Raw genomic sequence first — 22,339 nt, 5'->3', positions numbered from 1 at the left:
ACAAATTGGATATAAGGAAAGCAAACTGATGAAGGGACCACTATTTTACTCGAAAATACTTTTGTTCGGCGAATACGGAATAATTAAAGATTCTAAAGGACTCTCTATTCCTTACAATTTCTTCAAAGGAGCTTTGAAGGTAACCGATAATCCAGATGAGCAAGCTGTTAAATCCAACAAAAGTTTATGTGATTTTACAAACTACTTAGAGACAATTCAGAATAAAGGTGTTGTGAAATTCGATCTACAGAGATTGAAAGAAGATGTTGAGTCTGGAATGTATTTCGATAGTAGTATTCCTCAAGGATATGGAGTAGGTAGTAGCGGGGCACTAGTGGCCGCGATTTATGATAAGTATGCAGATGATAAAATTACGGTTTTAGAAAACCTTACTCGTGATAAACTCCTGAAACTTAAAGAGATTTTTGGGTTAATGGAATCATTTTTCCATGGTAGTAGCTCAGGTTTAGATCCTTTGAATAGTTATTTGAGTCTTCCGATCCTTATTAATTCTAAAGATAATATAGAGCCAGCAGGAATTCCTTCACAAAGTGTTGATAATAAAAAAGGAGCTGTGTTTTTATTGGACAGTGGAATTGTTGGAGAAACTGCTCCTATGGTCAGTATCTTTATGGAAAATATGAAACAAGAAGGTTTCCGTACAATGCTTAAAAACCAGTTTGTAAAACATACAGATGCTTGTGTTGATGATTTTCTTCAAGGAGATATCAAATCATTATTCTCAAACATCAAACAATTATCTAATGTTGTTTTAGATAATTTTAAGCCTATGATTCCTAAACAATTCCATGCATTATGGAAAAATGGAATTGAAACTAACGACTACTATCTTAAATTATGTGGTTCTGGTGGTGGAGGTTATATTCTAGGATTTACTCAAGACTTAGATAAAGCTCAATCTGCTCTTAAAGATTATAAATTAGAGGTGGTTTACAACTTTTAATAGGTACATATTAGGATGCTTTCCAGAAAAAATAAACTCATTCTTCTAAAGTTATTGAGTCTATTTTCTATTGTTAGAGGTTATAATATTCTTGTAATTGTCTTGGCGCAATACCTCACTTCTGTATTTATTCTTGCTCCCCATATACCATTAAGAAATGTTCTTTTTGATACTAATTTGTTTGTCATTGTATTAGCATCTGCTGGAGTAATAGCTGCAGGATACATTATCAATAACTTTTATGACCGAGAAAAAGATCTTATAAATAGACCTCAGAAAACTATGCTAGATCGTTTAGTAAGTCAGCGAACCAAATTAACCGGGTACTTTGTGCTTAACTTTCTTTCGGTAATACTTGCTAGTTATGTTTCGTTTAGAGCAGTTATGTTTTTCTCCTTGTACGTTTTCGGGATATGGTTCTATTCCCATAAACTTAAAAAAATGCCTTTTTTAGGAAATTTTGTAGCTTCGACATTATCAATAACACCGTTTTTTGCTGTATTTATCTACTATAAGAATTTTGATGAAGTTGTTTTTGTTCACGCTACCTTTTTATTCCTGATGTTGGTAATGAGAGAAATGGTTAAAGATCTGGGAAACCTTAGAGGTGATGTAGCTCAAAATTACAAAACTATTCCTATTATATATGGAGAGATGACTTCTAAAAGGTTGATTAGTTTACTTGTACTTGCTTCTTGCTTTCCTATTTATTTGCTATTAACAAGATATGAAATAGGCTTTATGTACCTTTATTTTTATATATGCTTAGCATTGTTGTTATTATTTCTGATTGCTCTATGGAAATCAAACAAAAGAACGCATTACGTTTGGTTGCATAATATTCTTAAACTGATTATTGTATCTGGTGTGTTTAGTATCGTATTAATCGATGTAAATATGATTTTAGATAGGATATTTTGGTGAAATTCATAGAGATCTATCATATATCGTACGAATTCAGGATAAACTTTGCACAATAATGATGTGGGCGTGACCACAAGGGTCTGGCTTTCTGTTACAATTCCTCGTACTTCGCCAGAAAAAGGCTCAGGCTGCAGGATTTTCATTACAATCCATCACGCAAAAAGAGACATTTGTAGTAGGTTTTCTTATGCATAAAACGGATTAAAATATCGTTCTGTAAATCACTGAAATGTTTCTTATTCGTTTCATTATATGTGTTATAATATTTATTTTAAAATAAGGGTATTTTCCCCTATATAAGATGTTTTCTTTTTAGGGTAGTTTTAGGGAAATTATAGAAGATAAATACAAGGTTTATTTTCTTTAATTAAATATCATTTATAACCTTAAAACTTATTTAAAAATGAAATCAAATTCGAAATTATTAAATTACGTATCTCATCTATTATCAGATGATGATGCGTTAAAAACTTTTTTAGTAGATCCTATAACCGAAGCGGAAGGAATTCACGGGATTACTAAAGCAGAACGTGCAGTTTTACGAAGAACTATAGCGCATTTAAGTAATAATTCTGCCAATGGATATACTGTAAGTCGTCATTTGGGGTCATATAGGAGATCTTTGCGACTTTTACAAAATGTACTACATAATGTAGGATCAAAAATGGTACAAGATGTATTAACTGATCCGCAGTCCGAAAATGCAACGGCATTATATCCATTCTCAGTAGTTTACAATCTTCCTTCCGGGTCTAATGGCCCCGTAGATTTTACTTGTAAAGGGAATGATTTTGTGGATCAAAATTATGGAGGTCCTTATGCCATTTCTACTCCGGCATACACAGTACAATTAAGTAATCAAAATCCAACAATTAAGGAGGTAATGGATGAGGTAAATAAACAGTATTTTTCATCTCCTGTGATGCCTTATACTACAGTAACAATTGATGGTGACTTATATGTAAAATCATTTACACCGTTATCCGTATATGAATTAACTGCTGATCTTAGCAATTCTTGTTATGATCTAACAACGAATCCTAGTGCAGATTATGTTTTCTGGTTTTATTCTATTAATGGAAGGGCAAATCCAAATACTTCGGGATCAATAGGGACCTCTTTTGCATATCAAAACTTAAACCCGGGAGATACTGTTTTTTGGCAATTGATTGCTCCTGATGCTACTTATGGATTTCAACCTTGCGCTATAACAAGCGGGAATAAATATGTAAAGAAATAAGCTACAATACGAATAAAAAAAAGAAAGAGCGCTTTTATTAAAAGCGCTCTTTTGAATTATAGATTTTACTAAAGAAGTTTAAGCTTCAGGATTCAATACTTTTAATTTTAATTTGAATACTTTGTTTCCTGTTCTAGTGATATCAGCATCTACTTTTTTGTAGTTTAATCTGGTTTTTACATAGTCATCTATTGCCTCTTTGTCCGAATCAACACTTAAGATTACAATTTCACCTTTAGCATTTAAGATAAACTCTATACTAGCGTTAATTTCGTTACGTTCTAATTTAATCTGCGGCTTTTCTAATAAAACAGCGATTTCACTTCTTAATTTTTCCTTGTTTGTTTCTTTTGTGTTTTTGTCATTTGCAAAAACTTGAGTTGATACTAAAACGGCTACTACTAATACGATTAATTTTTTCATTTTACGTGTTTTTGATTTGAGTTTTAAGATATTGTTTGTCTTAATTTTACAAGACAAATGTAGATTCAATGAATAGCTTTTTTTGAGTTTACATTTTATTAGAATGTGTTCCTAAGTTTACGATTATGTAAAAAAGCATGGGTTTTAACATAAATTGAACTTTGAATAATATATACTTTTTATAAGTTTACTTTAGGAGTATGAAGGTGTATTGATTTTTTTGGTATTAAATTCTTAAACCTTGATGTTATTGAAGTGCGAATAATTAAATTTTTGCAGCTACGCTAATGTTAACTTAACGTTATCAAAGGGTTTAACCGTAATGTCAATGTTTGAATTTAAGTAGTTGAAAGTCAATTTTTTAAATGTTAATTATTCGTTAACTAAATCCTTAAACTTTGTGAATCTTAATAGCAAACCTGAATTTATAAACGATAAAATAGCAGATTCTTTATGAAAGATCAATTACTTACTGTTGCTTTGGCACAGATATCTCCAGTATGGTTGGATAAAGCAGCCACTATAGAAAAAATAAAGAAATCAATTACCGAAGCTGCTTCTAAAAATGCTGAACTTGTTGTGTTTGGAGAGACCTTATTACCAGGATATCCGTTTTGGGTTTCGCTAACAGACGGTGCTCAATTTGATAATACCATCCAGAAGGAAATCCATGCCCATTATGCTCAGAACTCGGTAGTAATAGAACAAGGTGATCTGGATACAATTTGTAGTTTAGCAAAAGAGCACAAAATAGCAGTTTATTTAGGTATCATAGAACGACCACTAGATAGAGGAGGTCATAGTTTATATGCTTCATTAGTATATATAGATCAACAAGGAGATATTCAATCTGTACATCGTAAGTTGCAACCAACATACGAGGAACGATTGACTTGGGCACCTGGAGATGGAAATGGACTTCGTGTACATTCGCTCAAAGCGTTTACTGTAGGAGGTTTAAATTGTTGGGAAAACTGGATGCCATTACCAAGAGTTGCGCTATATGGACAAGGAGAAAATTTACATGTTGCTGTTTGGCCAGGAAGTGATTATAATACCAAAGACATTACTCGTTTTATAGCTAGAGAATCTAGGTCTTATGTAATTTCAGTTTCAAGTTTAATGCGCAAAGAAGATTTTCCTTTGACTACACCACATTTAGACAAAATTCTGAAAAAATCTCCTGATGTTTTAGGTAATGGAGGCTCATGTATTGCAGGACCGGACGGAGAGTGGATTTTAGAACCTGTACTAAATAAAGAGGGGTTGTTAATAGAAACCCTGGATTTTAATCGCGTATTACAAGAACGTCAGAATTTTGACCCAGTCGGGCACTATTCTAGACCAGATGTTACACAATTGAGTGTGAATAGAGAACGTCAAAGTACTGTTTGGTTTGGTGAAGAATAGTTGTTATTTCTAACAACTAAACAGCTATCTTTGCAAAAAATGTAAGATATGAGTCGTGGAGACAATTCCAATAGAGGAAAAGGAAGTGGAAGACAAGGAGGAAATCCAAAAAAGAAATCATATACTAGAGGTAATGCTCCTGTAAAAAAAGCAAATAACTCACCAAAGAAGATTTCGAATTCTGATGAAATTCGATTAAATAAATTTGTGGCTAATTCTGGAGTTTGCTCCAGAAGAGATGCAGATCTGTATATTAAGACGGGTAGTGTTTGGGTAAACGGGAAGCCTATTACCGAAATGGGTTATAAAGTAAAGCTTACTGATGAGGTTAAATTCGATGGACGTCTTATAACTCCAGAGAAAAAAGAATATGTATTGCTTAATAAACCTAAAGGTTTTGTAACCTCTACTAGCCCAGAGAAAACCAGAACAGTAATGGATTTAGTAGCTAATGCTTCTAGAGCACGACTAAAACCTGTAGGTAGGTTAGAACGTAATACAACTGGATTACTTTTGTTTACGAACGATGTAGATTTAGAAAAAAAACTAACGCATCATAAAACAGGAGTTCGTAAAATCTTTCATGTAGAGTTAGATCGCAATCTTAAGTTCGAAGATTTTCAGAAAATAGAAAAAGGGATCAAATTAGAGGAAGGTTATATCCAGGTGGATGAGATTTCTTATATAGAAGGGGCTGCTAAAAGTGAAATTGGAATTCAATTGATGTCTTCAAAAAACGGAATTGTAACAAAACTTTTTGAACACCTTAATTATGGTGTAGTGAAATTAGACAGAGTTATTTTTGCAGGATTAACTAAAAAAGATCTTCCCAGAGGTCATTGGCGAATACTTACCGAACAGGAAGTTATTAATTTGAGGATGATGTAAAACATATTTATAAATAGTAAAAAGAAAAATGAGCAAGATTATTAGTCTTGCTCATTTCTTTTGTTTAATACCTACTCAACAATTCCTGTAGCTCATCATAATACTGCTTAGAAAGGTAAATACCATTATGCCCGGCACCTTTAATGAGTGTAAGTTCGATTTTATCGGGATATAGTTTTTTTAATCGTTTAGAATGTTCCTCTGGCTTAATCAGAAAATCTTTAGAACCATGAAAAACACGAATTGGGCACTTGACTTCTCCTAAAAACTTGTAGGATGGAATTTCATAATTGATTAATGCTTGCGGAACAGGAGCGATATTAGCTATAAATTCGTTCCAAGCATAATACGGAGCTTCTAAAATAAGAAGTTTAGGATTATTCTTTGCTGCAGTATATGATGCAAATCCTGTTCCTATTGAATACCCTAATATAATAACATCTTTTTCTTCATAACGAGTAAGCACATAATCATATATTTTTTGTGCGTCATTATATAATTCAGATTCTTCCTCGTAGAAGCTATCACTTTTACCATATCCTCTATAATCTACAAATAAGACATCAAAGCTATTTTCTGTGTATAAATATGCTCGCTCTCCCCATTCATGAATTGCTCCGGCATTACCATGAAAGTATAAGATTATACCTTTACTAATGGAATCAGTTTTGAATAATAAAGCATTTAGATTCACATCATCTTCTACAGCAATATTAACTTCTTCAAAGGGCTGATCAAAAGAATATGTATAATCCTTTGGTAATATTTTAGGGTTAAAAAAGAAGCGTTCTTGTTTTATATATAGAAATATATATCCGCAAAGAATTAAAACAATAATAAATACTATAAATCGTAATAATCGTCTTCCTATTTTTCTGAAATTAATTTTCAAAATGTCGTTATAATTTTTTTAATACAAATAAGTTTGCTGGAGACTCCGTATGGAGTATAAAACCTTTTTCTTTTTCGTCAAAAAGCTTAATAGTTTCAGACCCTAATAATTTCAAAATTTTATTAGTAAACGTAGAACTGAAACTTATTAAAAAAGAATTATCATATTCATGTTGGATTTCGAAATCTCCTTCATCAATTTTTTCTGAATCTTCTAGTAAGATAAATTGATTTTTAATAAACTTAATTTTGTAATTACAGTACAATCTATTAGAGTTAGATTCACAATAATGTTTATTAGTCATATATTCACATAGATCCCAATCGTTTTCTAACGATGCTATTATAGCAACAGAAGTGTCTTGAGAAAATAAAAAACTACTTATAAATAATGTTATGAGTAGATAGCATATTTTACTATGTAATGTAAATCTCAATTATAAACAGATTTTAAAGAAGTTATTTTTGTGTTTTTAAACACTTCGAAAATAAAAATACCAAATACCACACTATATTCTAGAGCAACAAACCATAAATTTTCTTTAAAATCAGGATGTATATACGCGGTATAGCTAAATATAATAACAAAAGACCACCAAATAGGAAACTTATATTTTGTAAAAACACAAAGCGCTAAAGGGACTGCGAGATACCAGGGATGTACAGTAGTTGATAAAAAATAATAGCTGCAAATACCAATCACCATTACCGTAATTAATTCTGTTGTGCTTTTATTTTTCCTTAAAAAAGTAAGCATTAATAAGATTCCAATTATAATTAACGGTAAAATCTTACCAACTGTACCAATGATATTCCAGCCAATAGTTTGATAGCCTATCCAGCGAATGATGTAATAAATACTAGCATTGAATTCAAAATTCTGAAACCAAAGACTAATCGTTTTACCGAAATTTGCAATAAATTCAGAAGATAAGAAAGGAGCAAAAAGAAGTACAGTTGTGATAATAACGATACTATAAAATCCAATAAGTTTTAAAAAACCATCCGTGAGACAGAGCTTGTCAAAGCCTTTTCGTTTTCCCAAGATAAATGTTTGAAAGAATAATGGTAAAAATAATAATGGAATCAACTTTACCGATACAGAAAGTGCCAAAGAAATTGCAGCCCAATACCAATATCCTTTTTGCAATAGATACAAAGACCAGATGATAAAAAATATCATAACTGCTTCGAAATGGAGATTGCCGGTAAGTTCTATAATTACGAAAGGATTTAACAGGTACCAAAAGATTCTGTTATCAGGAATATGAAGTATTTGTAATAATTTCCTTCCAAAGAAAAAAGTGCCAACATCTGCTAGAATAATAAGTAATCGCATAACAATTGCTGAGCCCAGAATACTTTTTCCAGCAAAAACACCTGCAATCAGATAACAAAATTGACTGATTGGAGGATAATTAGTAAAATGACTACCATTAAGCGAGCCCATACCTTCATAAAGCTCTTTAGCTTGGGTAATTGGTGCATTACCTTGTGCAATCCATGTTTCGGGTAGTGATAAGTATGGATTAAACCCTTCTAATAACATGCGACCATCCCAGATAAATCGATAAAAATCTTGAGATAGATTAGGTATGGCGAATAGAAATAGTATTCTAAATCCTAAAGCTATACCAGCTAAGAATTTAAAGTTTTTAGGATTGGTTTTAATAATTTTGTAGGAAAGAAAGAATAATCCAACCCACAAACTAAACATTTTTAAAAAGTCAATACGTTCTAGTTGATATGCAAAACTCCAATAAAATAAGGCACAAACTAAAGTAAAGATGATGGAAAACTTATGGTATTTCCAAAGTGTAACCATTATATTTTAGAAGTAACGGATTTAAAGAATACAAATCCAAATCCGAGGAATAGCATGATATGAAATAAAAACAATCCAAAATCCTGAAGCTTAAAAGCACTATATAAAGCAAATGCAAAATAGCACATAAGGAATGCTTCTATGATTGTATTTCCCGAAATGTTTTTATTCACGTATTTATTTCCCTTCCAGGAATCTTTAAGTGTGTTTATATTAAATTTTGGCGTTCTGACAAATTCACTTTTCTTTCCGAAATGACCCTCTAAAACAGCCATTGAATTATGCACAGAGAATCCCATAGCTATAGAAAAGAAGGTAAAAAACATCTTAATATATTCTATAAAATTCCAAAATCCGCCTTTATGAATTTTCTTAAAAGTATGCCAGTAGCAAAAGAAAAATATCACTGTACTTAATGCAAAAAAGGCAATCACATTAAAATACCAGCTAAACATTGGATTACTATTTTTAATGTACATTACTGGAACACTTAATATAGCAACTAATAGTACTAATAAAAACATACTACTATTTAGCAAGTGAAAGAAACTATGGAATTTTGTTTTAAAAGAGACCGTTTTGTCTTTTAGCATTTTCCAATACAGTTTCTGGAAATTTTCTGCGGCACCTTTGTTCCATCTAAACTGTTGTGAACGGGCAGCACTTATAACAACCGGCAATTCTGCAGGAGTTTCTACTTCTTCAAGATACTTGAATTTCCATTTTTTAAGTTGTGCTCGGTAACTAAGATCTAAATCTTCTGTTAATGTATCTCCTTGCCAGTTTCCGGCATCCTCAATGCATTTCTTTCTCCAGACACCTGCAGTTCCATTAAAATTAATAAAGTGATCTTTATAATTACGACCTACTTGTTCCATAGTGAAATGAAAATCCAATGCAAACGCCTGAATTTTGGTCAACATAGAATAATCTCTATTGATATGCCCCCAACGAGTTTGTACAACACCAATACCGTCGTTTTTGAAATAGGGTATTGTTTGTAATAACCACTTTTTACCAGGAAGGAAATCGGCATCAAAAATTGCTATAAATTCACCTTTAGCAATTTTTAAACCCTCTTTTAATGCTCCAGCTTTAAACCCTGTTCTGTCTTCACGACGAATATGTTGAATGTCTAAACCTGTTTTTTGTAATTTCTCAATATGAGAGGCGGTGGTATGTACAGATTCATCTGTAGAGTCATCCAGTACTTGTATTTCTAACTTATCCTTAGGATACTCTAATAATGCAATGTTATCTAGTAATCGTTCCATTACATAGAGTTCATTATACACCGGTAATTGAATAGTTACGTAAGGAGTTTCTTCTTCTTTGGAAAGGTCAAAAGTAGGAGAATTATCATCCAGTTTACGAGACTTAAGATAGTTGAAAAGTAAATTCAACTGTGCTAAACTGTACAAGAAAATTATTAGTAAAGCTACTGTATAAATAACAATGATAGCAATATCCATTATGCAAAGCTATATTTAAAAATCCAACTTAAAATCTTAACGCCTGCAAAGATAGCACCTTTTATGGTTCCTGAAACTTTTGAGACGCCTATTCTCTTTTTATAACGAACAGGAACTTCTGTATAACTAAAACGCTTTTTTATTGCTTTTAGTTGCATTTCTATTGTCCAACCATAGGTTTTGTCTTGCATATTTAATTCCAGAAGCTTGGTATACTTAATTGCTCTAAAAGGACCTAGATCTGTGAATTTTGCTCCAAATAATAGTTTCATTAAACTCGTAGCAAGCCAATTTCCGAAAATCTGTGGGATGGTCATAGAACCTGATTCTCTTAATTTTTTATCTCTTGCGCCTATGACCATATCGATATCTTGATTGATAATAGGTTCAATAATCTTTGTCAATTCTTCGGGATAATCGCTGTAATCTCCATCCAGAAATACGATAATTTCTGGAGTAATTTTTTGCGAAGCAACATACTCTAAACCTTTAAGACAGGCATATCCATATCCCATTCTTTCTTCTCTTAATACAATAGCACCAGCTTGTCTTGCTACTACTTCGGTATTGTCTGTGGAGTTATTACTCACCACAATTATTTCAGAAACTTGGTTAGGAATTTCATTAATTACATGACCTATAGAGTTCTCTTCGTTATAGGCAGGTATGATTACTTTGATTATGGGATTCATTTATAGAGAAGCATTGGGATTGTCTTTTTTAAAGCTAAAAACATCCGTCCATTCTCCCGTTTTTCGATCATCCACGTATTTTTCTGCTTTAAAGAGCTTATCATTTTTATATAATAGGCAGTACCCGTTTTTTTTATTATTTCGGTATTGATATTTTCTGATAGTCTGATTTTTCTTATTACCAGCGGCAATATCGTAAATAATCCACCATTTTTCCGCTTTATTATTTATAAAATGTCCTTCTTTAATGAGTTTGTTTTCTAAGGAATAGAAATACCAATATCCTTGTCTCTTGTTATTTCTATAATGTCCTTGTTCCAAAACATTACCATTAGTATGATATGTATACCAATACCCAGTCTTTTGATTGGCTATTTTCCACCCCTCAGATTTGATGGATCCATCGTTGTAATATTCTTTATGGTATTCTTTTTCAACAGAAGTTTGAAAAGAAAAGAACAATAGGGAAATGACAATATAGATAGTGTATTTCATCAGGTTTAGCATTGGTTACCTGCTTAGACGAAAAGGATTTGATTTACCTACAAAATATTTTTGAAAATTAAGTCATCATATTTCCAGAGCGTAAGTATAAACTCGTTTTTTTTATTTGCTCACCTATGAATGTGTATTTTATCGATGATTTTTGTATATTCGTCGATACGCAAGAAAGAGATACTATATATTATAATGTTCTTTTTTTTTAAATATAACAACATTATATGAAGTTGAAGCTATTGACATTTGATAGTACCTGGAAATATGATAGAGTATTAGCACCTTTTTTTTGTGTTATATTTCCTGCTACCGCACTTCATGGATATATTGAATATTTAAATACCGGATTTAGTCTATATTTCTATAGAGATATTGTTAATATTATCATTCTTACCTTAGGATTAGTAATACTTAAATTTAATCTAATAACTAAAAAGGAATTAATAGTAATATCCCTATATACAATTAGGATTGCCATTGATTACACTTTTGTTATTGGTTATTTCGATCCTGATTTTGCGTTTGAATATAATTTCATACATGTTCAAATGATTTTTGCTACGGTAATATTTGCGGCAGGTACGTTGATTCAAGCGAGACACCTTTTTATACTAAATGCGATGAATATTCTATTTATCATTTGCTGTGTGTTAACGACAGGCAAAGAGTATTCAATTTGGAGATTTATCTTTTGCGGAGTTTTAGTTTCTGGAGGAGGTTTTATAGCCTATGCAGGTAAAAAATTCGTACAATCGTTATTTAAAAAAATTAAGTCAGCAAGAGCGTTAATTGAAGAACAAAATACAGAATTGAAAAGAATGAATGCTACAAAGGATCAATTATTTAGAATTATTGGCCATGATCTAAGAACTCCTTTTCATCAAATGAACCTATTGGTTGATCTTATTACAGAAAGTAAGGATGAGAATGAAAAGCAACAATACCTTAATCTTATACAAGAATCTGCTACTAAAGGAAATGAACTGTTAGAAGATTTATTAAGTTGGGATGATAAAACTGCGGATCAAAAAGATATAAATTTAGAAGAGTTGTCAATAGCCGTAGTTGTCAATAAAACTTTTGAGTTTTTTAAATTTAATAGTGATGTTAAAGAAATTGAATTAATTAATGAAGTGCCCGAAGACATAAAACTAAAGATTAGTAATTCTATGATGGAAACGGTTTTTAGAAATTTAATTGGGAATGCTATCAAGTTTTCACATCCTAAATCTAAGATTATAGTCAATTGTAGTATTAAGAATAACGATATAGATATATCTGTTGTTGACCGAGGTGTAGGTATAAGCTCTGATCAATTGAAAGTTCTATTTTCTGATGAAGTAAAATCAACTTCGGGAACCGCTAATGAAAAAGGAACTGGGTATGGGTTAGGAATCGTAAAAAAACTTGTGGAACGACAAATGGGATCGCTTTCTATAGATAGTGAATTGAAAAAAGGAACCAAAGTAGTCCTTACTTTTCCTATGGTAGCTTGATGCTTTTATACAATCCTAAAAGCTTTTTCCTACCTATAAGTAAGTTCCAATAACTACCAATAATTTTATACAACGCTTAAAAATAATGCAGAATTCTTATTGTACAGTTGACCAATGTAAAAGCTAAATAGTTATACAAGTGCTTATATTTTTCTTACTTTTCTGATTTTTTTAGACTAAAATGTGTTTTTTGTCGATTTTTTTGTTAACTTTAACGATATAGTTAAGATTTAACTTCTACTTCTATATAAAGTTTAACGGGGCTAAATAAATTGATATTGATATGAATATTAGTAATACATCCCGAAAATTACCCAAGTTCTTTCAATTTGACAAAGTGTTGTTCACTGTAATGTTTATTGCATTGCCAGGAATAATATTAGATGGTGTAGTAGAGTATAATGAAGGAGGACTAAGTGTCTACTTTAAAAGAGCCGTTATTACATTTACAATAGTTACTATTGGTTTGTTACTACAGAAAGGAGGCTTTATCAGAAAGTCCAGATTACTTACGCTTTCGGTATATACCATTGTTTTAGGAATGATGTCTTCTCTTTTTTACGGAATATTAGACCCTAATTTCGAATTTGAATCATTCTTTTTAAAAGTAGAAGTAATCGTATCCCTACTCTTCTTTGCTGTGGGGATGTTAGTGCATTTTAGGCATATTATCTTTTTGCTTACGATTAACTTTATTTTCATCACAGTATGTATGTTTTGTTATCCTAAATTTCCAATAGAGAAATTAGCATTTTATTTTGTGATTGTAAGTGGAGGTGGTCTTATGGCATACTTTTGTCAACGATTACTTGTACAGCTATCCAGAAAAGTAAAAGAGGCGAATAGATTGATAAGTATCAAAAATGAGGAACTTAAAGAAATGAATCAATCAAAAGATGACCTCTTTAGAATCATTGGGCATGATCTTAGAACACCTTTTTATCAACTTAGATCTCTTATAGATATGGTAGATGAAGTGGATAATGTTCAGGAACGAGATCAGATAAAGAATATGATAAAAGAGGCAGCAGACAAAGGAAACAACTTATTAGAGGATTTACTAGAATGGGGTAATATTTATAAAAAGCAATCACAAGTTTTGCTAGAAACGAAGAAGATTTCTGTTATTGTTGATAAGGTTTTTGCATTTTCTGATTTAAAAACAAAAAATAAAGAAATTAGTTTAATAAATGAATTGCCCAAAGACCTTAAGGTTACTATAAATCCTGCAATGATGGAAACGGTTATGAGAAACTTAATAGCAAATGCCATTAAATTTTCTCATCGAGGATCTGATATTATTGTAAAATCCGAAAAAATAGGAGGACAAGTAAGAATAGCCATAGAGGACAAAGGCATAGGAATACGTAATGAGAGTCTTTATGATCTTTTTACTACAGAAAAGAATAATTCTACAACTGGAACGGAAAATGAAAGAGGTACCGGATTTGGACTAAGTATCGCTAAGAAATTAGTAGAAAAGCAAAACGGAGTTTTAGAAATAGAAAGCGAGTATAATAAAGGAACGACAATTAATCTGTATTTTCCGCATACGATGAGTGCTTAAAATTTACAGCCTAACCTTTACATAAAAAACAGCCTACTCGAGTAGGCTGTTTTTTTATCTATTGAAGTTGTTATTGAGTTTATTTTTTGTTTACAAAATCCATTAGATCCACATCATTTCCTAATAAAACTTCATTAGAATTGATTCTTCCGTCTAAACTATCGTTTTCTAGTTTTAATACACCTCTTGGACATACTGCAGAACAAATTCCGCAACCCACACAACTTGATCTTACTATATTTTCTCCTTTTTGTGCATAAGATCTTACATCGATTCCCATTTCGCAATAGGTAGAGCAATTTCCACAAGAAATACATTGGCCTCCATTAGTTGTAATTCTGAATTTAGAAAACAATCGTTGCTGAATTCCTAGAATTCCTGCCATAGGACAGCCCATACGACACCAAACGCGATTTCCTAAAATTGGATAAAAACCAGTACCAATAACTCCAGAGAAAATAGATCCGATACCAAAGCCATAAAAAGCTCTTAGCGCACTATCCGCTGCATAACTTTTATCGTTCAAACCAAAAGAAAAATATTTTGCTTGAATCTGTATCTGACTTAGGTCTACAAAACTAATCAAAACAAGAAATGCAATAGTAAAGATGAAAAATCCAGCAGCTCCAGTAACAGCACTTTTATTAAGTTGATTTCTTTTGTAATAAAGAATCCCCACAAAAAGTAAGGTTAGAAATACACCTACGCTGATTAAAAACACATTTTTTGTAAACCAATATTTTGTAGAATCGTATCCTAAAAATGTAGAAATAGTAGCTACCGTCATAATAACAGAAAATACCAATACCGTATGAATCATCCATCTTTCTAATTTCCATGCACTCACACTTTTATCAGATAATTGACGAAACGAATCTCCCGCAGTTTCTGCTAATCCACCGCAACCACAAACCCAAGAGCAATACCATCTTTTTCCATATTTATAAGTCAGCCAAGGCGAAATTACAAATACCATCAGAACGGCTAATATTAAAAAGAACAATCCTATTGTTTGTGCATTAATAAATTGATCTACTCGCCATTGCTCGAAGGCATAATAATTAAGAGGCCACATATTCTTTAGATCATTATAAGGCAAAGAAAAAGTATCAGAATTTAAACGAGCCATTAATTCCGGTATAACAAAAGCAAACGCTGTTTGGAAAAATATAACACTCATAGTTCGTAATTGCTCATAACGATTGTGTTTATACTTCATTAAAAACTTTATCCCAAAACCAATAATGGCAATTGTATAAAGTGTCCCATATACGAACCATTGACTAGCTGGATTACCGCTAAGTAAACGACTTAAAGGGTCAAATAATCCTACTAATCCTGTATTCGTTCCATCTACTCCTTGCCCTAACCCTAATAACTCGGCAAAAAAGTACAAAACAACATAAAAACCTGTAAGTATTATTCCTGCAATCCAAGCAAGAACTCCTCGTGATGACATCGATTTAAACCAAACTCCATCATTTTTTATGCCCTCTAATTTTTTGTCATAAGCTCCTTTTGAAAAAATGATAATACCTATTGTTAAGGCTGATAAGGATATCGTAAGCCATAGTCCTTTGTTGGGTAGATTTAAATTAAAAGAAGCTAATAATAATATTAGTAATCCTGATATTCCTATAAGAACACCAATTTTTTGAATTGTATTTAGGCTTTTAGGAGGTTGTCCTGTTAATGCCATATTTCTTTCTACTGCCATGATTTATGCGTTTATTGTTTGTTGCTTTTGAAAAGCATTTAAAATATCTTTTTCGAAATGTTTAAAAAATTCTGGATCAAAATTGGCTTCTGCCAGATGGTCCATCACATAGTCTACATCCTTTTTATCTGTTAACCATTTGTCAAATGTTTCATGACGCATTCGTATTCCAAAAGTATTTATACCAAGAAATTCTCGAGTTTCTTTATGGTAGGAAACCGTAATACATTTTGTATCATCTTCATGTATCCAATGAAATTGTGCTTCATATTCTTTGGGTTTACCAAACACCCATCCATAAGTTTGATACTCAATATCTAGAAACTTAGCACTATTAAACCAATGTCCCGGTTTATATTCTAGCTTATTTCCGCAGATAGTTTGAGCAACTGTTTCGCCCATCATTCTACCGGTGTACCAAACAGCTTCTATAGGTCTTCTGTTTCCGATAGCTTCGTGCTGTTCTGCGCAATCCCCAATCGCATAGATATTAGGAATGTTTGTCTCTAAGAAACGATTGACTTTAACACCTCTTCCTAGTTCGATACCAGAATCTTTTAAGAAATTTACATTAGGTGATACACCAGCAGTTAGGCCTACAACATCACAATCAATCACTTCTCCAGTTTCCTGAATTACGGCTGCTTTCACCTTTCCGTTATCATCTGCAATAATTTCCTTAAGATTCATCCCTAAACGTAGATCAATATGATGATTCTTTATATGTCTATTGATCATTCCACTCTCTCCTGCAGGAAGAACGCCATTCCAGAAACTATCTTCTCTTACTAAAAAAGTAACAGGAATACCTCTGGAGTTTAGCATTTCTGCTAGTTCTATACCAATCAATCCACCACCTACAATTACTGCTCTTTTGCAAACTTTATTTGTGGGAGCATATTTTTCCAGATTTTCCAGATCTTGTTTGTGATACATTCCCATTACACCGTCCAAATCCTGACCTGGCCATCCGAACTTGTTTGGTTTGGAGCCTGTGGCGATAATAAGTTTGTCATATTGGAGGTTTTCTCCACTTTCGAAAATTAACTGACTTTTTTGATGATCTACTTTAGAAACATATCCTTTTTTCAATTCAATTCGATTTTTTTTCCAGAACCAATTTTCATAGGGTTGGGTATGTTCAAATTTCATGTGTCCCATATAAACATACATTAAAGCGGTGCGAGAAAAGAAATAATCTGTTTCGGCAGATACAAGGGTAATTTTTTTATCAGACATTTTCCGGATATGCCTTGCAGCAGTAACACCAGAAATTCCGTTGCCGATAATTACAATATGTTCCATAAAGATTTGTGTTAGTTGAATTCGATTTTTAGCTTAAAAAATAAGCTTAGGTTTTTCAGTCGTTCATAAATATAAGAACTTAAAGAGAATTAATAATTTAGAATTAATCTAAAAAGCTGTGCTTCTGTAAGTTTTAGAAAGGAATTCGAACGGTGATTTCTTTCAAACAAATTCAAAATAATTTGTAAGTAGCAAGTATGCCCTTCGACTCAATGCCAGTTGCCAAGGTAAACACAAACCATATTAACTCATATAAAAACAGCTTCATTTAATGAAGTTTATAAAAACATTAAATCATGAAAAAATTAATTTTCTTATTGACTTTTCTTCCAGCCGCTATTGGTTTTGGACAAAGTACAACTGATTTTTTTACGAAGTCAGATACTTTTTTCAAAAAGCATGTTACTAACGGAAAAGTTGATTATAAAGCTATAAAAAATGACCCTACTGCATTAAATGAATTATTAGATATAGCAGCAAGCATAAATGTTTCTAAAAACGACTCCAAAACTTTTCAATCGTTTTTTATAAATGCATATAACATAGCTGTTATTAAGGGGGTTATAGATAATTATCCAACAAAATCTCCATTAGATATTAAAGGTTTTTTTGATAAAATCAAATATACTTTAGGTGGTAAGACAACTACCTTAAACGATCTGGAAAATAAGATACTACGTAAAAACTTTCCAACTGAAGCCCGCTTTCACTTTGCCTTAGTATGTGCAGGACTCGGATGTCCTCCTATTATTTCTGAAGCATATAAACCATCTATTTTAGAAAAGCAATTACAACGTCAGACAACAATTGCTTTAAACAATCCTAATTTTATTAAAGTAAAAGGAAAGAAAGTTCAACTTTCTCAAATTTTCGAGTGGTATAAAGGTGATTTTACCCAAAATGGTTCTGAAATAGATTACGTAAATCAATTTAGAAAGGAAAAAATCCCGGCTAATGCAAAAGTATCTTATTATCCATACAATTGGAGTTTAAATAGTATCAAGTAATAAAAATCAAATCATTAACAAATTAGGGTGATGATCATCTAAATTGTTTTAATCATATAATCTATTCATAACATGAAATCTACTAAAAATCTTATAACTACACTTTTTTTATGCCTAACAATCACTTTTGGATTTGCTCAGGATGATGACGACCAAGGGTCAGTTATACAAACATTAACGCCTTCTAAATTAATAGGTAAAGGACAGTTTGATATCAAATGGTTCAATAATTTATATACAGAAACTAAAGATCTTTTTGGCCCTGGAGGCGACAAAAGAGATATTCCTAGAAATACTTTTTTCACAAGTACTTTAGAAGCTTATACAGGAATTGGTTCTAATAAAAGATGGAATATTGGTGCAATTTTAGAGTTTAGATCTAATGCAGTTGGAGGTAGAGATGCATTAGATGTTTTTCAGTTTGATGGAGAGCGAGGTTCTGCTAGATCAGGGTTAACTTCGATCGCTCCATCTGTAAAATTTGTGCCTTTTAAAAGTGTAAATAATTTTTCTATTCAGAGTTCATTTTTTATTCCATTAGTAGATAATGAGTCTGAAGATGGTGTTTTCCTTGATCAAAATGGATTTATTTGGCAAAATAGATTCTTTTATGACTATACTTTTCCAGGAAATAAGTTTCAGATTTTTGGAGAGATTAATTCTGAATTGAACTTTGGAGATGAAGAAGATAGTTTTGCTAATGACAGTTTACGTCTAACACCTGGAGTGTTTTTTAGTTATTTTCCCAGTTCTAAATTTACAGTATTAGCATTGGCTCAACATTCTGAACTAATTGATTTAGGGAATGATTTTGATCAAAATTTTACAGCATTAGGTGGAGGAGCTAAATATCAGTTGACAAAACAACTTAATATCGAAGCTTTGTATACCAAATTTGTAAGAGGAGAAAGGACTGGTTTAGGACAAACTTTTAACATTGGATTAAGAGCTGTTTTTTAATATAAAATTGTATTTTCAGCGGTATAAAAGATATATATGAAAAGATTTTTTATACTGCTGATTAGCTTAATCTGTTGCAGTTGTTCTGGTCAGGAATCTAAAGTTAACGGCATTAGTTTTGTAGCTTCACCTAAAGAGATAAACGAAACCAATATAGATCCAGTTGTAAAAGTAAATGCAAATTGGGCAGCTGTAATGCCTTTTGGTTTTGTTAAAAATTTGAAAGAACCTTCTGTTGTCTTTAATATAGAGAGACAATGGTGGGGAGAACGAGCGGATGGAGCAAAAAAGACTATAGAGTTACTACATCAAAAGAGGATCAAAGTAATGATGAAACCTCAGATTTGGGTATGGAAAGGAGAGTTTACAGGTAATATTTCTATGGATTCGGAAGAAGACTGGAGGAGTTTTGAGAATTCTTATGAGGATTTTATTATGTTGTATGCTCGATTAAGTGAAGAAATGAAAGTTCCTATTTTATGTATTGGTACTGAATTACACACTTTTGTACAAAAAAGACCAGAATATTGGAGTCAACTCATAAAAAAAATAAGGTCAGTATATAAAGGAAAGTTGACGTATGCAGAGAATTGGGATCAATTTGCCAATGCTCCGTTTTGGGATCAGCTAGATTATATAGGTGTGGATGCATATTTTCCGGTTTCTGATAGTAAAACACCTACTGTAGAGGAGTTAAGAGACGGTTGGCAACAACATAAAAGTAAAATAAAGATGCTACAGAGTTCTATCGGAAAACCAGTTTTGTTCACCGAATATGGATATAGAAGTGTTCATTATACAGGAAAAAAACCTTGGGATTCTGAGAGGACGAATGGAGATATAGATCTAATAGCTCAAAACAATGCTTTAACAGCATTGTATGAGGAGTTTTGGGAAGAACCTTGGTTTGCTGGAGGATTTCTTTGGAAATGGTATCATAATCATGATGAGGTAGGCGGCGAAGATAATAATAGGTTTACCATACAGAATAAACCGGCAGAAAAGTTAATACAATCATTATATAAAGATGACTAAAACCAATTATATAGTATTCACGTTATGTTGCATTTTATATGGATGTAATAATGATGAAAATACTATACAATTGAATACATCTTTAGCTTCACTGGTAGATGCTAATGAAACAGAAGTTGATAATGTAATTGCTTGCGCATCGGGATCTAAATCAGATCACAATACTATTATTACCTATGTATATCCAAGGCCCGGTATAACGGATATACGATATTATGAAACTTCTGGAATAGATGTGAATAAAGATAATTATCAAAACTATTTGCAGATTGATATAGAACCTTCGAACTTTTTTAACGGATATCTTAAAAAATTTACCAGAATTATTACCGAAGAAAAATGGGTGATCATTACCTTTTTTGAAGAGGGAAAGTTACACTTGTCTAATCCAATTAGATTAAAGCACATTACTAAGCCTACTGAGTTTACAGATGAGGTAGCTATTATTACAGATATGGAGGCTATGCCATTTTTTAGCTGGAATGACGGATTTATTGATGATAATAACATATATTTTCAGGTAATTTCGGATACGAATGATCAATTGCTTTCTGGAACGTATACTTTTCAAAAACAGTTTCAGTACTATAAACTAGAAAATGTAGTTTTAAATATTACACAAGGAATACCACCACCACTAGACCTAATGAACTCTTACAATTTTACTTTAATGGGAGTAAGTGAAGATAATTGGGTGAATTTACTTATTGAAAAAAACTTTACACCTTAGCGTTATGAAGAGGTTCATTGTATTAACCACACTATTTTTTTGTTTTATCAACTATGCACAAGAGTTAAAAATTGTTGATCTCAAAGTACAAGGGAATAAAAAAACGAAGGCATCTTTCATCAAAAAAATTGCAAAAGTAAAAGCGGGAGCAACGCTGGATTCGATTGCAATCGAAGAGGATATCAAAAGAATTAAAAGATTACCATCAGTTGCTCATGCGTATTATCAGGTTTTTGAGGCGCAAAATCAAGGAGAGTATAATGTTTTTTATACGATAGAAGAAAATTTTACTATCATCCCCAGTGCCAATGTGTATACTACTAATGATGACGAGTTTGCCTTTAGAGTTGGTTTATACGAATTTAACCTTTTTGGTCAAAATGTTACGTTTGGAGGATTTTATCAAGATGATATATATAGTTCTTTTGGGTTAAACCTTAGAGCACCTTATTTGTTTAGTAGTAAAATCGGTCTCGCGTTTAATTATCAAAACCTCACCACTCAGGAGCCTGTATTTTTGGATAATGGTACTGCAGATTATAGATATAATAATACGTCCTATGAATTACTGGGATTGTATGAGTTTAATTTTCAGAATCGAGTAGAGTTGGGAGTAAATTATTTTAATGAAGATTATAGTTACAAAAGAGGAGCTACAGGTCCAGGGGTGCCCTTAGATTTTGATGTTAATAAATTATTATACAAACTAATCTACGAGTACAACAATCTTGATTATGATTTTCAATATGTATCAGGATTTAAAAGCATAGCTAATTTTCAATATGTAATCAGTACAGAAAATGTTTTACCTGATTTTTTAATCGGCTGGAATGATTTTTTGTATTACCATAGAATAGGAGATAAAGGGAATTGGGCATCACGTTTACGTCTCGGATTGGCAACTAATGACGATTCGCCTTTTGCACCTTTTGCCGTGGATAATAACCTTAATATTAGGGGAGTCGGAAATACAATTGATAGAGGAACCGGTGTAATTGTATTAAACACAGAGTACAGACATACATTATATGACAAAGATTGGTTCGTGTTGCAGAGTAATGTTTTTGTAGATGGAGGTAGCTGGAGGAATCCTGGAGGTGACTTTGGTGATTTTGGCGATACACAAAACTTCAGAATATATCCAGGTGTGGGATTACGTTTTATGCACAAGCGTATTTTTAATGCAATCTTTAGAATAGATTATGGATACGGAATTACCGAGGATGCTACTAATGGGTTTGTTTTTGGAATTGGACAATATTTTTAAGTATAAATAGAGGGTATGAAAATAACCT

At 32.0% G+C, this 22,339-nt stretch carries 21 protein-coding genes; 12 read left to right on the top strand and 9 right to left on the bottom strand.

Features of this window, described 5'->3' with window-relative positions; translation table 11 throughout:
• Positions 1-28 precede the first annotated feature (28 nt).
• From Q0829_RS17070 to Q0829_RS17060, 3 genes are all read left to right on the top strand, one after another.
• Positions 29-964, top strand: coding sequence for a mevalonate kinase (locus Q0829_RS17070; protein ID WP_298545434.1), 936 nt, complete (start codon positions 29-31; stop codon positions 962-964).
• Between the two features lie 15 nt (positions 965-979).
• Positions 980-1,888: a geranylgeranylglycerol-phosphate geranylgeranyltransferase gene (locus Q0829_RS17065; protein ID WP_298545432.1), complete on the top strand. Its 909-nt coding sequence runs from the start codon at positions 980-982 to the stop codon at positions 1,886-1,888.
• 403 nt (positions 1,889-2,291) lie between these two features.
• Positions 2,292-3,128 (top strand): hypothetical protein, encoded by an 837-nt coding sequence (locus Q0829_RS17060; protein WP_298545430.1) that lies wholly within the window; start codon positions 2,292-2,294, stop codon positions 3,126-3,128.
• A 78-nt stretch (positions 3,129-3,206) separates the two neighbouring features.
• On the opposite strand, the gene Q0829_RS17055 is transcribed toward Q0829_RS17060, so the two are convergent.
• Positions 3,207-3,551: a hypothetical protein gene (locus Q0829_RS17055; RefSeq protein WP_298545428.1), complete on the bottom strand. Its 345-nt coding sequence runs from the start codon at positions 3,549-3,551 to the stop codon at positions 3,207-3,209.
• Positions 3,552-4,004: 453 nt separating this feature from the next.
• Here Q0829_RS17055 and Q0829_RS17050 point away from each other — a divergent pair, with 453 nt between their 5' ends.
• Together Q0829_RS17050 and Q0829_RS17045 are read left to right on the top strand one after the other, a co-directional pair.
• Positions 4,005-4,961, top strand: coding sequence for a carbon-nitrogen hydrolase family protein (locus Q0829_RS17050; protein WP_298545426.1), 957 nt, complete (start codon positions 4,005-4,007; stop codon positions 4,959-4,961).
• 48 nt (positions 4,962-5,009) lie between these two features.
• Positions 5,010-5,849, top strand: a complete 840-nt coding sequence (locus tag Q0829_RS17045) for a pseudouridine synthase (protein ID WP_298545422.1) — start codon at positions 5,010-5,012, stop codon at positions 5,847-5,849.
• 64 nt (positions 5,850-5,913) lie between these two features.
• On the opposite strand, the gene Q0829_RS17040 is transcribed toward Q0829_RS17045, so the two are convergent.
• From Q0829_RS17040 to Q0829_RS17015, 6 genes are read right to left on the bottom strand one after another with little or no spacing between them, the layout of a single operon-like run.
• On the bottom strand, positions 5,914-6,741 hold the full coding sequence (locus Q0829_RS17040; RefSeq protein WP_298545418.1) for an alpha/beta fold hydrolase: 828 nt from the start codon (positions 6,739-6,741) through the stop codon (positions 5,914-5,916).
• A 7-nt stretch (positions 6,742-6,748) separates the two neighbouring features.
• On the bottom strand, positions 6,749-7,177 hold the full coding sequence (locus tag Q0829_RS17035) for a hypothetical protein (RefSeq protein WP_298545416.1): 429 nt from the start codon (positions 7,175-7,177) through the stop codon (positions 6,749-6,751).
• Positions 7,174-8,565, bottom strand: coding sequence for a mannosyltransferase (locus Q0829_RS17030; RefSeq protein ID WP_298545413.1), 1,392 nt, complete (start codon positions 8,563-8,565; stop codon positions 7,174-7,176). The genes Q0829_RS17035 and Q0829_RS17030 overlap by 4 nt, the downstream gene beginning before the upstream one ends.
• Positions 8,565-10,037: a cellulose synthase family protein gene (locus Q0829_RS17025; RefSeq protein WP_298545410.1), complete on the bottom strand. Its 1,473-nt coding sequence runs from the start codon at positions 10,035-10,037 to the stop codon at positions 8,565-8,567. Before Q0829_RS17025 ends, Q0829_RS17030 begins: the two co-directional genes overlap by 1 nt.
• The gene (locus tag Q0829_RS17020; RefSeq protein WP_298545407.1) at positions 10,037-10,729 is read right to left on the bottom strand and encodes a glycosyltransferase family 2 protein; all 693 of its coding nucleotides are present in this window, start codon (positions 10,727-10,729) and stop codon (positions 10,037-10,039) included. The genes Q0829_RS17025 and Q0829_RS17020 overlap by 1 nt, the downstream gene beginning before the upstream one ends.
• Positions 10,730-11,224 carry a hypothetical protein gene (locus Q0829_RS17015; protein ID WP_298545405.1) on the bottom strand — a complete coding sequence of 165 codons (495 nt, stop codon included), beginning with the start codon at positions 11,222-11,224 and terminating at the stop codon, positions 10,730-10,732. It lies immediately after the preceding gene.
• Between the two features lie 227 nt (positions 11,225-11,451).
• Between Q0829_RS17015 and Q0829_RS17010 the strand changes: the two genes are divergently transcribed.
• Entirely contained in the window at positions 11,452-12,723 is a 1,272-nt protein-coding gene (locus Q0829_RS17010; protein WP_298545402.1) for a HAMP domain-containing sensor histidine kinase, read from the top strand.
• A 283-nt stretch (positions 12,724-13,006) separates the two neighbouring features.
• Entirely contained in the window at positions 13,007-14,290 is a 1,284-nt protein-coding gene (locus Q0829_RS17005) for a HAMP domain-containing sensor histidine kinase (protein ID WP_298545400.1), read from the top strand.
• A gap of 79 nt (positions 14,291-14,369) precedes the next feature.
• On the opposite strand, the gene Q0829_RS17000 is transcribed toward Q0829_RS17005, so the two are convergent.
• Together Q0829_RS17000 and Q0829_RS16995 are read right to left on the bottom strand one after the other, a co-directional pair.
• Entirely contained in the window at positions 14,370-16,007 is a 1,638-nt protein-coding gene (locus tag Q0829_RS17000; protein ID WP_298545397.1) for a 4Fe-4S dicluster domain-containing protein, read from the bottom strand.
• Positions 16,008-16,010: 3 nt separating this feature from the next.
• Positions 16,011-17,312 (bottom strand): FAD/NAD(P)-binding oxidoreductase, encoded by a 1,302-nt coding sequence (locus Q0829_RS16995; RefSeq protein WP_298545394.1) that lies wholly within the window; start codon positions 17,310-17,312, stop codon positions 16,011-16,013.
• A gap of 296 nt (positions 17,313-17,608) precedes the next feature.
• On the opposite strand from Q0829_RS16995, the gene Q0829_RS16990 reads away from it, so the two are divergent.
• The 5 genes from Q0829_RS16990 (at position 17,609) to Q0829_RS16970 (ending at position 22,311) form a co-directional block, all read left to right on the top strand.
• Positions 17,609-18,319 carry a DUF547 domain-containing protein gene (locus tag Q0829_RS16990; protein WP_298545391.1) on the top strand — a complete coding sequence of 237 codons (711 nt, stop codon included), beginning with the start codon at positions 17,609-17,611 and terminating at the stop codon, positions 18,317-18,319.
• 72 nt (positions 18,320-18,391) lie between these two features.
• A complete protein-coding gene (locus Q0829_RS16985; RefSeq protein ID WP_298545389.1) occupies positions 18,392-19,279 on the top strand; it encodes a hypothetical protein in 888 nt (295 codons plus the stop codon).
• A gap of 36 nt (positions 19,280-19,315) precedes the next feature.
• Positions 19,316-20,314: a glycoside hydrolase gene (locus Q0829_RS16980; protein ID WP_298545387.1), complete on the top strand. Its 999-nt coding sequence runs from the start codon at positions 19,316-19,318 to the stop codon at positions 20,312-20,314.
• Positions 20,307-21,044: a hypothetical protein gene (locus Q0829_RS16975; RefSeq protein WP_298545385.1), complete on the top strand. Its 738-nt coding sequence runs from the start codon at positions 20,307-20,309 to the stop codon at positions 21,042-21,044. The genes Q0829_RS16980 and Q0829_RS16975 overlap by 8 nt, the downstream gene beginning before the upstream one ends.
• A 4-nt stretch (positions 21,045-21,048) precedes the next feature.
• A complete protein-coding gene (locus tag Q0829_RS16970; protein WP_298545383.1) occupies positions 21,049-22,311 on the top strand; it encodes a POTRA domain-containing protein in 1,263 nt (420 codons plus the stop codon).
• Positions 22,312-22,339 lie beyond the last annotated feature (28 nt).

The organism is uncultured Aquimarina sp. (assembly GCF_947492405.1).
GTDB lineage: Bacteria > Bacteroidota > Bacteroidia > Flavobacteriales > Flavobacteriaceae > Aquimarina.
This window is presented reverse-complemented; position numbering and strand designations above follow the sequence as displayed.